The sequence below is a fragment of the Acinetobacter sp. DL27 genome (assembly GCF_055810995.1).
Window position 1 is genome coordinate 1,827,258 of sequence record NZ_CM147947.1, and the last position, 12,540, is coordinate 1,839,797.

At 38.1% G+C, this 12,540-nt stretch carries 13 protein-coding genes; 6 read left to right on the top strand and 7 right to left on the bottom strand.

Annotated features, from left to right (window positions below; translation table 11 throughout):
• Genes AC0KVP_RS08875 through AC0KVP_RS08890 form a run of 4 tightly spaced genes read left to right on the top strand, consistent with a single transcriptional unit; the run spans position 1 to position 4,825 of the window.
• The gene (locus AC0KVP_RS08875) at positions 1 to 1,536 is read left to right on the top strand and encodes a 2-oxo acid dehydrogenase subunit E2 (protein ID WP_473336097.1); all 1,536 of its coding nucleotides are present in this window, start codon (positions 1 to 3) and stop codon (positions 1,534 to 1,536) included.
• Positions 1,537 to 1,547: 11 nt separating this feature from the next.
• Positions 1,548 to 2,948, top strand: a complete 1,401-nt coding sequence (lpdA, locus tag AC0KVP_RS08880) for a dihydrolipoyl dehydrogenase (RefSeq protein ID WP_473336099.1) — start codon at positions 1,548 to 1,550, stop codon at positions 2,946 to 2,948.
• 11 nt (positions 2,949 to 2,959) lie between these two features.
• Positions 2,960 to 3,745: an acetoin reductase gene (locus tag AC0KVP_RS08885; protein WP_473336101.1), complete on the top strand. Its 786-nt coding sequence runs from the start codon at positions 2,960 to 2,962 to the stop codon at positions 3,743 to 3,745.
• Between the two features lie 21 nt (positions 3,746 to 3,766).
• Positions 3,767 to 4,825, top strand: a complete 1,059-nt coding sequence (locus tag AC0KVP_RS08890; protein ID WP_473336103.1) for a 2,3-butanediol dehydrogenase — start codon at positions 3,767 to 3,769, stop codon at positions 4,823 to 4,825.
• Positions 4,826 to 5,135: 310 nt separating this feature from the next.
• Here AC0KVP_RS08890 and AC0KVP_RS08895 read toward each other — a convergent pair whose 3' ends face one another.
• From AC0KVP_RS08895 to AC0KVP_RS08905, 3 genes are all read right to left on the bottom strand, one after another.
• Complete coding sequence (locus tag AC0KVP_RS08895) at positions 5,136 to 5,372, bottom strand: VF530 family protein (protein WP_003651786.1); 237 nt, start codon at positions 5,370 to 5,372, stop codon at positions 5,136 to 5,138.
• A gap of 476 nt (positions 5,373 to 5,848) precedes the next feature.
• Complete coding sequence (locus tag AC0KVP_RS08900) at positions 5,849 to 6,160, bottom strand: hypothetical protein (RefSeq protein ID WP_473336106.1); 312 nt, start codon at positions 6,158 to 6,160, stop codon at positions 5,849 to 5,851.
• A gap of 26 nt (positions 6,161 to 6,186) precedes the next feature.
• Positions 6,187 to 7,413 (bottom strand): phage/plasmid replication protein, II/X family, encoded by a 1,227-nt coding sequence (locus tag AC0KVP_RS08905; protein ID WP_473336108.1) that lies wholly within the window; start codon positions 7,411 to 7,413, stop codon positions 6,187 to 6,189.
• Between the two features lie 139 nt (positions 7,414 to 7,552).
• Here AC0KVP_RS08905 and AC0KVP_RS08910 point away from each other — a divergent pair, with 139 nt between their 5' ends.
• Entirely contained in the window at positions 7,553 to 7,876 is a 324-nt protein-coding gene (locus tag AC0KVP_RS08910) for a helix-turn-helix domain-containing protein (protein ID WP_438331000.1), read from the top strand.
• A gap of 476 nt (positions 7,877 to 8,352) precedes the next feature.
• On the opposite strand, the gene AC0KVP_RS08915 is transcribed toward AC0KVP_RS08910, so the two are convergent.
• Positions 8,353 to 8,664 carry a hypothetical protein gene (locus AC0KVP_RS08915; RefSeq protein ID WP_473336106.1) on the bottom strand — a complete coding sequence of 104 codons (312 nt, stop codon included), beginning with the start codon at positions 8,662 to 8,664 and terminating at the stop codon, positions 8,353 to 8,355.
• A 26-nt stretch (positions 8,665 to 8,690) separates the two neighbouring features.
• Complete coding sequence (locus tag AC0KVP_RS08920) at positions 8,691 to 9,917, bottom strand: phage/plasmid replication protein, II/X family (RefSeq protein WP_473336108.1); 1,227 nt, start codon at positions 9,915 to 9,917, stop codon at positions 8,691 to 8,693.
• 139 nt (positions 9,918 to 10,056) lie between these two features.
• Between AC0KVP_RS08920 and AC0KVP_RS08925 the strand changes: the two genes are divergently transcribed.
• Positions 10,057 to 10,380 carry a helix-turn-helix domain-containing protein gene (locus AC0KVP_RS08925; protein WP_438331000.1) on the top strand — a complete coding sequence of 108 codons (324 nt, stop codon included), beginning with the start codon at positions 10,057 to 10,059 and terminating at the stop codon, positions 10,378 to 10,380.
• 406 nt (positions 10,381 to 10,786) lie between these two features.
• Here AC0KVP_RS08925 and AC0KVP_RS08930 read toward each other — a convergent pair whose 3' ends face one another.
• Both AC0KVP_RS08930 and tagF read right to left on the bottom strand, forming a co-directional pair.
• A complete protein-coding gene (locus tag AC0KVP_RS08930; RefSeq protein WP_473336111.1) occupies positions 10,787 to 11,551 on the bottom strand; it encodes an OmpA family protein in 765 nt (254 codons plus the stop codon).
• 6 nt (positions 11,552 to 11,557) lie between these two features.
• On the bottom strand, positions 11,558 to 12,514 hold the full coding sequence (gene tagF / locus AC0KVP_RS08935) for a type VI secretion system-associated protein TagF (protein WP_473336114.1): 957 nt from the start codon (positions 12,512 to 12,514) through the stop codon (positions 11,558 to 11,560).
• Positions 12,515 to 12,540 lie beyond the last annotated feature (26 nt).

Sequence of the window (12,540 nt, forward strand, 5' to 3'; positions counted from 1 at the left end):
ATGAGCGAAATTAAAACCTTAGAAATCCCAAAATGGGGTTTGTCCATGGAAGAGGGCACGATTGCCCAATGGCTGATTCAGGAAGGTACGCAATTTAGTAAAGGACAGGAAATTTGTGAAATTGAAACCACAAAAATCGTCAATGTTCTAGAAGCGCCTTTCGATGGCTTGCTACGAAAAATTATTGCTAAAGATGGTGATACCCTTGTCGTAGGAGGAGTCATTGCAATTTGTGCAGACGCTCAAGTTTCCGATGGAGAAGTTGAAGCATTTGCACAGTCCTTAGGTGGAACACCTGCTGTAACTGAAAATAAAGCGGTAGCTGCGGTTCCTGAAAAAGTAGCTGTGGCTCAAGTTGAAACCAAAGTACAAGCTGCTCCTAAACAGAACAGTGTTGGTAATGGATCAAAAGCGGTGACTCAGGGCGGATATTCTATTCCTGCTGCGTTACAAGGCTACCAACAAAGCGATGATATTTTTGCAACGCCACATGCCTTGAAATTGGCTGAAAAGCATAATGTAAACTTGTCTCAGATTAAGGGTTCTGGACGTGAAGGTCGTATTAGTGTTCAAGATGTTCAGGCCGCAGTTCACGCTGCTGGTGGTTCTTGGCCAGATGTGCGTCATCAAGCCAGTACGAAAGCTGCGAAATCTAAAGCAGATGATAGTCAGGTTCTAGCCACACCTGTTGCCCGCCGTTTGGCAAAACAATGGGGCATTAATTTGCATGATTGTCGTGCATCGGGTTCACGTGGACGAGTCTGTAAGGAAGATGTTGAGGCTGTATATCAACGTGAAAGCCCTGTACAAGCTCAACATACTGAGCATGCACATCCAGCAGAGTCAGCAAAATTCACCACTGTGGCTATGAATGGTATGCGTAAAGCAATCGCTTCAAGGCTACAAGTAGCAAAACGCAATGCACCACATTTTCGCTTAACGATAGACTTAAATGTTGAGTCGGTTCAGGCTTTGCGTCAGCAAATTAACAGTACCGTACCGCAAGTCAAGCTGTCCATTAACGATATGCTGATTAAAGCTGCTGCTGCCGCACTGATCAAAGTTCCACAGGTCAATGTTCAGTTTGATGAAGAAAATCAGCAGATTTTACAGTTTGAACAGGCTGATATTTCGGTTGCTGTGGCCATCGAAAATGGACTGATCACGCCAATTATTAAATCAGCGAACCGTAAATCTTTGGCGCAAATTTCCAATGATATGCGCGATCTGGCGACACGTGCCAAAACTGGAAAACTAGCACCTGATGAGTTTCAAGGTGGCAGTTTCAGTATTTCCAATTTGGGAATGCTGGGTATTCAACAGTTTGATGCCATTATTAACCCACCTCAAGGTGCAATTCTGGCCTTAGGTGCAGCAGAGAAACGTGCTGTCATCGAAAATGATGAGATTGTTGTTCGTGAAATGGTGACTGCAACATTGTCTTGTGATCATCGTGTCATTGATGGTGCGTTGGGTGCTCAATTCTTATCGGCATTGAAGCAGTTTGTCGAAAATCCTGCATTAATTTTGGTGTAGGAGGAATAGCCATGTCAGATACACAATTTGATCTTGTGGTTATTGGTGCTGGTCCTGGAGGATATGTCGCTGCGATTCGCGCAGCGCAACTGGGATTAAAAACGGCAATTGTTGAAAAACAACACTTAGGCGGAGTGTGTCTTAATTGGGGATGCATTCCAACCAAGGCATTATTGAGCGGGGCTGCGCTTGCGCAGCAGTTCAAACATGCAGAGCAGTTTGGCTTTACTCTTAACGCGGTTGATTTTGACATTCAAAAACTGGTCCATCATAGCAGACAGGTTTCTGAGCAACTGGTACAAGGTATCGGTCAATTATTGAAAAAGAATCAAATCACTGTTTTTAATGCAGCAGCCCAATTTATTGCCAAAGAGCATTTAGAGCTTACAGATGCGAATGGTCAAAAACAGCAGATTTCTGCACTGCATATTATTGTCGCAACAGGTGCACGTGCGGCCAATTTGCCTCATATTCCTGTAGATGGCCATCAGGTCTGGAGTTATAAAGAGGCTTTAGTTCCAGACCAATTACCAAAATCTTTACTGGTCATTGGTTCGGGTGCTATAGGCAGTGAGTTTGCAAGTCTATACCAAGACTTAGGCTGCCAAGTCACCTTGGTTGATATTGCAAAGCAGATTATCCCTAGCGAAGACATTGAAGTTGCGAAGTATGTACAAAAGCAATTTGAACAGCAGGGTATGCAGGTTTTAACCGAAGCGACTGTAAAAAAAATAGAAACTGATCAGGCTCAAGTACATTGTCATATTGAAACTGCCACAGGTGTGCAAATAATTACTGTTGAAAAGGTGCTTTCAGCTATTGGCGTGAAACCGAATGCTGAAAATCTTGGCCTAGAAGCTTTGGGAATTGAATTTGAGAATGGTTTTATTAAAGTCGACTCATGGTGTAAAACCAATGTAGTGGGCATTTATGCAATTGGTGATGTCGCAGGCGCACCGTGTTTGGCACACAAAGCCAGTCATGAAGCCATTCTTTGTGTGGAGAAAATTGCAGGCCTAAGTCATGTACATGCTTTAGATCGTTCACAAATTCCGGGCTGTATCTTTACCCATCCGCAAGTGGCCAGTATTGGTTTGACAGAACAGAAAGCGAAAGCTGCGGGCTTGAATATCAATGTGGGTAAGTTTCCTTTACAAGCGAATGGTAAAGCATTGGCTTTGGGCGATAGCGCAGGATTTGTTAAAACCATTTTTAGTCAGGAAACAGGTGAATTGTTGGGTGCTCACATGGTTGGATATGAAGTCACCGAACACATTCAAGGGTTTGCCATCGCGAAATACCTAGAAGCTACAGATGAAAGCTTAGCGCAGGTCATTTTCCCTCATCCTACTTTGTCTGAGGCGATGCATGAGTCGGTCTTGTCGGCGATGCAACGTGCAATCCATATTTAAGGAGTCGCAACATGCCTAGAGGTTTAAACAATAAAGTTGCATTAATTACGGGTGCGGCACAAGGTATTGGACGCGGTATTGCCTTACGTTTAGCACAAGAAGGTGTTCATATTGGATTGGTCGATCTTCACCAAGAAAAGTTAAATACTGTTCAACAAGAGGTTGAAGCCTTTGGCGTAAAAGCCACCACATTTATTGCGGATATTTCAGATCCAATACAAATCAGTGACGCTATTAATCATGCAGAATCGACACTTAATGGTTTTGATATCATTATTAATAATGCAGGTATTGCACAAGTCAAAGCTTTGGCAGAAGTAACGCCGAGTGAATTTAACCAAATTATGAACATCAATGTCGGTGGTGTACTTTGGGGGATTCAAGCCGCAGCAAATAAATTTAAACAACGCCAACAGGCTGGAAAAATTATTAATGCATGCTCAATAGCAGGTCATGAAGGCTTTGCTTTACTCGGTGTTTATTCGGCAACTAAATTTGCAGTTCGTGCATTGACGCAAGCTGCGGCTAAAGAATATGCCAGTGTTGAAATTACTGTAAATAGTTATTGTCCGGGTGTTGTTGGTACAGACATGTGGGTCGAAATAGATCAGCGGTTCTCTGAAATTACAGGTGCACCAATTGGTCAAACGTATAAAAAATATGTAGATGGTATTGCTTTAGGACGTGCTGAAACACCAGATGACGTGGCTGCATTAGTTGCATTTTTAGCCAGCGAGGATGCAAACTATATTACAGGTCAGTCTATTTTGACAGATGGTGGAATGGTTTACCGTTAATATCAACATAAGGAATACACAATGAAAGCAGCTCGTTTTTATGATCGAGGGGATATTCGAATTGAAGATATCCCTGAACCGAAAGTACTTCCAGGCACAGTTGGAATTCAAGTTGCATGGTGCGGTATTTGCGGTACAGATTTACATGAATTCATGGAAGGCCCTATTTTTATTCCACCTTGTGGTCATCCACATCCAATTTCGGGAGAATCTGCACCTGTAACAATGGGACATGAATTTTCAGGCGTAGTTTATGCAGTTGGTGAGGGTGTAGACGATATCCAAATTGGACAACATGTCGTAGTTGAACCCTATATTATTGCGGATGATGTCCCGACTGGCCCCAATGATAAGTATCATTTATCAAAAAATATGAACTTTATTGGTTTAGGCGGACGCGGTGGTGGTCTTTCTGAAAAAATTGCAGTTCAGCGGCGTTGGGTACATCCTATTTCAAATGATATTCCTTTAGACCAAGCAGCGTTGATAGAACCTTTATCTGTCGGTCATCATGCCTATGTCAGAAGTGGCGCAAAAGCTGGCGATATCGCACTGGTTGGTGGAGCAGGCCCAATAGGCTTACTTTTATCTGCTATTTTAAAGGCTAAAGGTCTCACGGTCATCATTACTGAACTGAGTGCAAAACGTAAAGAAAAAGCGATAGAAGCGGGTGTTGCCGATTATGTACTAGACCCATCTAAGGTTGATGTAGTTGCTGAGGTAATGAAAATTACAGAAGACCGCGGTGTAGATGTCGCTTTTGAATGTAGTAGTGTCAATAAAGTCATGGATACACTCGTTGCAGCAATGAAACCAACTGGTGTAGTCGTTATCGTTTCTATTTGGAGCCATCCTGCCACAATTAATGTGCATAGTGTGGTGATGAAAGAGCTAGATATTCGTGGCACGATTGCTTATGTAAATGATCATAAGGAAACTATCCGTTTAGTCGAGCAAGGTAAGATTAATCTAGAACCTTTTATTACCCAACGTATTGCATTAGATGATCTTGTTTCTAAAGGCTTTGAAACGTTGATTCATAATAATGAATCGGCTGTAAAAATTATTGTGCATCCATAGTAAAGCCTAATTTGAATAAGCTAGAAATAAACTCTATGTAGCTATTTCTAATATCTTTATAGATAGGGAATGAGTCTGTACGTACAGATTCATTCTCAAATTTACAGTGTTGAGTGCCAGTATGATTTTGATCATACAGCCTAGTAAAGATAGAAAATAAGTTTTTAAATAAACCATAGGGATATAGACTAAATTTTGCCAGGAGAGTGGTGGCAGTCCACCACTAATTAAAAGGTGTCTACAAAATCATTGGCTATTCAATAAGTTTAGTTTACTGTTTGGTATAAAATATTATGCTGAGTTTTGATAGCTACGATTTTTGTTTGGCTTTTTGACGTAAGACATACAAATATAAGCTTTCAACTTTTTCACGTGCCCATGGTGTGGTACGTAAAAACCGTAATGATGACTTAACACTTGGATCTATACAAAAACATCTAATTTCAATTTTACGACTTAAGCCTTCAAAGCCACCATAGTAATCCAATAACTCATCCAAAATGTCAGCAAGTTTTTTGCCGTGTAGAGGGTCATTGGAGGCATTCATAATAGATAAACCATATTTTTGGAGGCCATCATTATAACCTGAGCTAGTTGAAAAATGGGAGGGTTGAAATTTAAACATAATTAACATTGATGTGTGCTGAAATAGCAGGAGACATTCACTTGTGAGATTCTAGTCAGCCGACTTGTAAAAATCTTCTGCCATTTGATTTAGTGTCTTAAAATGTAGACCTTTCTTTTTATAGAATAAGACCTTAAAGAAAACCTATTTAACTGAAGCAAACATAAAAGTGCATTACTAATTTGACAGATAATAAAACCTGATTTAATCTATATCAGAAATAATGAACAAATTAGCAGGTGTTATTTATTTAACATAATATACATTATACGCAATTAAGTATATTAAGCCTTTGATTTACAATAAGTATTTGTCATACCACCATTCACAGCCAAGATTTTCCCAATAGCTTTCAGTAAATGGCACATCTACAAATTCATAAGGCATGTATACGAATCTCATGGATTTTTCTTCGGTACTGGCTTAACTGAATAAATCGAATACTTTGGACGTCCTTTGCCATCCTTACCATCTGCTGAATATTCAATTTCTACTTCTTGGCTGTTTTGAGCACATTGATGCAAAACAGCAATAATTTGCTCTTTAGGCATAGATCCAACAGAACTCGGAGCAAGTACATGTACTTGTGGCACAAGCATCGTTGTTTGAAACCAGTGACCAATACCTTTTTCTTTTGTTTTTGGGTCTTCAGTTTCAAATGAACCGGCTGTAGGCATAATGGTCATTGTATTTAGAGCAACTTTTAACATGATGTTTTCCTTAATTAATCAGGCAATTAAGCCACTAGATATAAACCCGACTGTGGGCTGTGATACTGCGAAACTGGAATTTGATAATCAGATGGCATTTGATCGCACATCTTGAGTTCGAACATACGTACGAATGGAATGACTTTGCCGTTTGGATTTTTATTGAGGTTTTGTAGGTGTGATTTACTTACACCACACTCTAAAAGTGAATTTAGACATTTATAAAATTGAGCTTCGCTATAAAGCTTTTTTGTAGCGTCTAATCCCACTTGACGCATTAATGAATAAAACTTAAAAGCATTGTTAGCCTTGGTATAACTAGGCTTATTAGTCTTTGTATAAGTTACTAACTTGGATTTGAGTAAATCCAAGATTTCTCCATCAGATGAAAAATTCATATATTTACCCTTCATTGTGTCTAAGATAGGATCGAAAGCTACACGCCAGAGATGTAGCAATAAGTCTGGCCGTTCATGTTGGAGCTTGATTAGCTCAAATAAATTCGATGGGATGCCATTTTTAGTCATATAGGTTTTACAAATACGACCCTCAAGACGTAAAACAGCATTCGCAAAAGGCAAAGCATTAGTCATAGCAATGACGAGTGATCTAGAGCGTTGACAGCCCTTGTCAGCCTGTTTTTGGATTTTATTTAACTGGCTTTTTACTTCTTCAAATTTGCCATAAGCTTTAGGGCGGACACTGGCAGCATCGTTACCCCACGTAATGTAATTTTCGTATTTAACTTGACGTGCTTTACGGTGACCTGATGCAAGATTTGCCATGTAATCTAAAACTGGTTGAACCATGTTTTGGTGAGGCAATCTAAATAAATATGTGGTATCGAGACAAAGGACTTCTGTCTTATCTACATCGAGAATACCTGAAAGCTTTGGAAATGCTTCAAAGAACATACCAAGCATGTGAAATGCGCCAAGTTCTATAGACTCGAAACCAAAAACATTGTGCCCTTGCAAAAGCTTAAGTGGAGATGCTTTCAATTCAACATAAGGCACAGTGTTCATAGTATTGGTATAAAACTTTACCGCCATGTCGGTGTAATCACTTGGGAGGGCTTCATAAGGGTGATACAAATCCCCTGTTATGGTCTGCCCGTCATCTGTCTTACTTACATGTCGAGTTGCAGCAGGAATTCCGAAGTCACGAATATCACCATTAAATGTATGGTGATTATCAAAACTGCGTACATACGCAAGATTGATTGGAATCGCTAAACGGAGGAAATCGAGCATGTTATTTTTATCTCATTTAATAGAGCTAAAATCTAATATACGAGATGTTAATCTATTAAATGAGACAGGTAAACAAAAATAATCTATTAAATGAGAGATATTCGAATAAGATATTGATAATTAGGAAGAGATTTTTGAAATGAACACATTAGGTCAAAGAATTGATCAAAAATGCAAGGAGTTAAAAATAAACATTACTGATTTAGCAAAAATATCAGGAATCAACTACAAAACATTGCATAGAACAATGACGATAGAGAATCCAAATCCAACTTTGGAACAGTTGAAAAAGTTAAGTATTGCTCTTGGAATGAGCATTGATAGTATTGTATTTGGGGAAAAGGAAAATATAGATGAAGAAATGACAATAATATTAAATGATGTAAGAAGTTTAGAAAAAGAAGATAAAAAAAGAATTCTATACATGGTCAGAATGATGGTTGCTGAAAGTAAAAATAGATGAATATTTAATCAAAATAGAGTATTAATGCGAACCATTCTCAATAAGTCTAAAACCCTTGATATATATAGCTCATAGAGCAAATTACTAAAAACTTTCGAGAGTCAGGCACACTATTAGACAGTAGTGTGCCACCTCTTAAAAATCAGATCAGGCTACGTCCTTGCGTCGTCGTCCCCTCCTCCTCAGTCCTCGCCAGACTGATTTCGTATAATGCAGATTGATGTTAAATCGCCCTCTGTGCATCTACGATTATCGCAAATTTGACAAATAAAAAGCCTTAAGTTATTGATACATAAGGCTTTTTGTTTATAAAATTGAGGGCGAAGTAACATAATCACGTAAATTATACGCAATTAAGTATATTAAGCCTTTGATTTACAATAAGTATTTGTCATACCACCATTCACAGCCAAGATTTTCCCAATAGCTTTCAGTAAATGGCACATCTACAAATTCATAAGGCATGTATACGAATCTCATGGATTTTTCTTCGGTACTGGCTTAACTGAATAAATCGAATACTTTGGACGTCCTTTGCCATCCTTACCATCTGCTGAATATTCAATTTCTACTTCTTGGCTGTTTTGAGCACATTGATGCAAAACAGCAATAATTTGCTCTTTAGGCATAGATCCAACAGAACTCGGAGCAAGTACATGTACTTGTGGCACAAGCATCGTTGTTTGAAACCAGTGACCAATACCTTTTTCTTTTGTTTTTGGGTCTTCAGTTTCAAATGAACCGGCTGTAGGCATAATGGTCATTGTATTTAGAGCAACTTTTAACATGATGTTTTCCTTAATTAATCAGGCAATTAAGCCACTAGATATAAACCCGACTGTGGGCTGTGATACTGCGAAACTGGAATTTGATAATCAGATGGCATTTGATCGCACATCTTGAGTTCGAACATACGTACGAATGGAATGACTTTGCCGTTTGGATTTTTATTGAGGTTTTGTAGGTGTGATTTACTTACACCACACTCTAAAAGTGAATTTAGACATTTATAAAATTGAGCTTCGCTATAAAGCTTTTTTGTAGCGTCTAATCCCACTTGACGCATTAATGAATAAAACTTAAAAGCATTGTTAGCCTTGGTATAACTAGGCTTATTAGTCTTTGTATAAGTTACTAACTTGGATTTGAGTAAATCCAAGATTTCTCCATCAGATGAAAAATTCATATATTTACCCTTCATTGTGTCTAAGATAGGATCGAAAGCTACACGCCAGAGATGTAGCAATAAGTCTGGCCGTTCATGTTGGAGCTTGATTAGCTCAAATAAATTCGATGGGATGCCATTTTTAGTCATATAGGTTTTACAAATACGACCCTCAAGACGTAAAACAGCATTCGCAAAAGGCAAAGCATTAGTCATAGCAATGACGAGTGATCTAGAGCGTTGACAGCCCTTGTCAGCCTGTTTTTGGATTTTATTTAACTGGCTTTTTACTTCTTCAAATTTGCCATAAGCTTTAGGGCGGACACTGGCAGCATCGTTACCCCACGTAATGTAATTTTCGTATTTAACTTGACGTGCTTTACGGTGACCTGATGCAAGATTTGCCATGTAATCTAAAACTGGTTGAACCATGTTTTGGTGAGGCAATCTAAATAAATATGTGGTATCGAGACAAAGGACTTCTGTCTTATCTACATCGAGAATACCTGAAAGCTTTGGAAATGCTTCAAAGAACATACCAAGCATGTGAAATGCGCCAAGTTCTATAGACTCGAAACCAAAAACATTGTGCCCTTGCAAAAGCTTAAGTGGAGATGCTTTCAATTCAACATAAGGCACAGTGTTCATAGTATTGGTATAAAACTTTACCGCCATGTCGGTGTAATCACTTGGGAGGGCTTCATAAGGGTGATACAAATCCCCTGTTATGGTCTGCCCGTCATCTGTCTTACTTACATGTCGAGTTGCAGCAGGAATTCCGAAGTCACGAATATCACCATTAAATGTATGGTGATTATCAAAACTGCGTACATACGCAAGATTGATTGGAATCGCTAAACGGAGGAAATCGAGCATGTTATTTTTATCTCATTTAATAGAGCTAAAATCTAATATACGAGATGTTAATCTATTAAATGAGACAGGTAAACAAAAATAATCTATTAAATGAGAGATATTCGAATAAGATATTGATAATTAGGAAGAGATTTTTGAAATGAACACATTAGGTCAAAGAATTGATCAAAAATGCAAGGAGTTAAAAATAAACATTACTGATTTAGCAAAAATATCAGGAATCAACTACAAAACATTGCATAGAACAATGACGATAGAGAATCCAAATCCAACTTTGGAACAGTTGAAAAAGTTAAGTATTGCTCTTGGAATGAGCATTGATAGTATTGTATTTGGGGAAAAGGAAAATATAGATGAAGAAATGACAATAATATTAAATGATGTAAGAAGTTTAGAAAAAGAAGATAAAAAAAGAATTCTATACATGGTCAGAATGATGGTTGCTGAAAGTAAAAATAGATGAATATTTAATCAAAATAGAGTATTAATGCGAACCATTCTCAATAAGTCTAAAACCCTTGATATATATAGCTCATAGAGCAAATTACTAAAAACTTTCGAGAGTCAGGCACACTATTAGACAGTAGTGTGCCACCTCTTAAAAATCAGATCAGGCTACGTCCTTGCGTCGTCGTCCCCTCCTCCTCAGTCCTCGCCAGACTGATTTCGTATAATGCAGATTGATGTTAAATCGCCCTCTGTGCATCTACGATTATCGCAAATTTGACAAATAAAAAGCCTTAAGTTATTGATACATAAGGCTTTTTGTTTATAAAATTGAGGGCGAAGTAACATAATCACGTAAATTATACGAACTTTAAGTTGTTTATAAAAAGCTACAATTGATTATGTAGCTTCTCATAAATAACTTAAATCACATCAAATTCAATTCTACGGTTTTTCTTACGGCCATCTGCAGTCGCATTATCAGCAACAGGTTTGTTCGAGCCTAATCCTTCGACGCTTAAACGTTCTGCAGAAATACTTTTATTGATCAAGTAGTTTTTAACAGCTACAGCACGCTCTTTACTTAAAGCAAGATTTTTTGCAGCGTCACCTGAGCTGTCTGTGTGTCCAATAATTTTAACCTTTTTTCCACCGACCTTATTTAGAGCCACTGCCATTTCATCTAAGATCTGAGTTCCACTCATAGCCAAAACTGCACTGCCAGATTCAAATTCTATAATTCTGTTTTTAAGTGCTTCATCTACAATTTGCTGTTCAGCCTGATTGACAGAAAGCTGCGCATTCAAGCGATATGGTGGCGTTACTAAACTTTGGAATAAGCTTGTTGTAGGCTGAACTTCATTTGAACTCGATATTTTTCCATTAAGTTCCATTTGCGTACCACGTACAGAAAGTTTACCTTGGTGAACTTTTTTTAACTCTGGAACCACCATATTCGCAACAGATTCACTCCAACCATTTGGAGCATTAACCGCTTTAACCTTTATTTTATCAATCACTTGGTCAGCGCCATAAACACTATACATCTTGTTTAAAATGATTTGCTTACTGGTATCATTTGGAACAACACCTTCAACAATAATCGGTTCAGCCCAGACATTCACGCTCAAAACCAACGTTAAAGTCAGCAGCCATTTATTCGACTTAAATCTATGATTTATTTTCATATTTTACTAATCTATAAAAGTTTTTTTAAAAAGTTTCACAGCTTGTATTAAGCTCAATTGCCGCTCACACAAAGCTTGCTCCAGCGTTGCCAAACCGGCATTTTGCTCTAAATATGCATCAATCCAATTGGCTTGAACCAATGAAACCCAGTGATCTGAATCTAACTTTTGCGTGAAAATTTCACTTAAGGTCATAATATCTGCCCCTTGAAAGCCAAAAAGAAGTACTGGTTTTTCGCTATGTAAAATCCCTATCAGAAGCTCAGCATTTTGATTTTGAATAAAAAAACTGATTAGATTGACCCAAAAAGCTGCAATTTCATAGCAGTAGCTAGAGTTATTAATAGGTAAAATCAACACTTTAGTTAAGCGACTAGTACCATGTTGAATGACGGGCTGTAACAATAATCCGAGTCCAATCATGCTTTGTGCAAGCTCGTAACTGCTCATTCTTAGTAATTGAGCAAATGAATGTATCGTATGGTGTTCATAAAATGCCGAAACTTCGCTGTTATTAAAAACTTGTATCTCATTATTTAATTTAGATAATTTATCAAACACGATATTGGGGTCACGTATCGAACGTACCACACGATTCTTTTGGAATAAATCGATTAAAGTTTGCTTATAGCGATATGGCGCATAAATAAGATTATCAAAACTATTTTCAACCTCTAATAAGTGGCTCAAAACCATTGGAAATTGACGACCAGAACTATCGTGACTGGCTATCAAATTTGCCACAAGAAAATTATTTTCTTGTGGATTGGCAATAAAAAAGTCTAATGAAGGTAGATTTTCATACGCTTGACTAAATCCCTCTGATTGCATGGCATGTTCTAATGCTTCAGTAATCCACTGATCAATCAGTTGAATTAAGGCATACTGGCCGCGTGTTTTTAAGAAATCACCACGTGCAGGACATTTTCCATAATATAAAGCTAAGGTCCGCAGTTCATCCATCGCAATACTCCTTACAACCTAGCCAC

What these genes read in the sequence shown, in the direction of transcription:
- AC0KVP_RS08875 (WP_473336097.1), top strand. Translation starts at nt 1, where the DNA reads ATGAGCGAAATTAAAACCTTAGAAATCCCAAAATGGGGTTTGTCCATG.
- lpdA (WP_473336099.1), top strand. Translation starts at nt 1,548, where the DNA reads ATGTCAGATACACAATTTGATCTTGTGGTTATTGGTGCTGGTCCTGGA.
- AC0KVP_RS08885 (WP_473336101.1), top strand. Translation starts at nt 2,960, where the DNA reads ATGCCTAGAGGTTTAAACAATAAAGTTGCATTAATTACGGGTGCGGCA.
- AC0KVP_RS08890 (WP_473336103.1), top strand. Translation starts at nt 3,767, where the DNA reads ATGAAAGCAGCTCGTTTTTATGATCGAGGGGATATTCGAATTGAAGAT.
- AC0KVP_RS08895 (WP_003651786.1), bottom strand. Translation starts at nt 5,372, where the DNA reads ATGAATGCCTCCAATGACCCTCTACACGGCAAAAAACTTGCTGACATT.
- AC0KVP_RS08900 (WP_473336106.1), bottom strand. Translation starts at nt 6,160, where the DNA reads ATGTTAAAAGTTGCTCTAAATACAATGACCATTATGCCTACAGCCGGT.
- AC0KVP_RS08905 (WP_473336108.1), bottom strand. Translation starts at nt 7,413, where the DNA reads ATGCTCGATTTCCTCCGTTTAGCGATTCCAATCAATCTTGCGTATGTA.
- AC0KVP_RS08910 (WP_438331000.1), top strand. Translation starts at nt 7,553, where the DNA reads ATGAACACATTAGGTCAAAGAATTGATCAAAAATGCAAGGAGTTAAAA.
- AC0KVP_RS08915 (WP_473336106.1), bottom strand. Translation starts at nt 8,664, where the DNA reads ATGTTAAAAGTTGCTCTAAATACAATGACCATTATGCCTACAGCCGGT.
- AC0KVP_RS08920 (WP_473336108.1), bottom strand. Translation starts at nt 9,917, where the DNA reads ATGCTCGATTTCCTCCGTTTAGCGATTCCAATCAATCTTGCGTATGTA.
- AC0KVP_RS08925 (WP_438331000.1), top strand. Translation starts at nt 10,057, where the DNA reads ATGAACACATTAGGTCAAAGAATTGATCAAAAATGCAAGGAGTTAAAA.
- AC0KVP_RS08930 (WP_473336111.1), bottom strand. Translation starts at nt 11,551, where the DNA reads ATGAAAATAAATCATAGATTTAAGTCGAATAAATGGCTGCTGACTTTA.
- tagF (WP_473336114.1), bottom strand. Translation starts at nt 12,514, where the DNA reads ATGGATGAACTGCGGACCTTAGCTTTATATTATGGAAAATGTCCTGCA.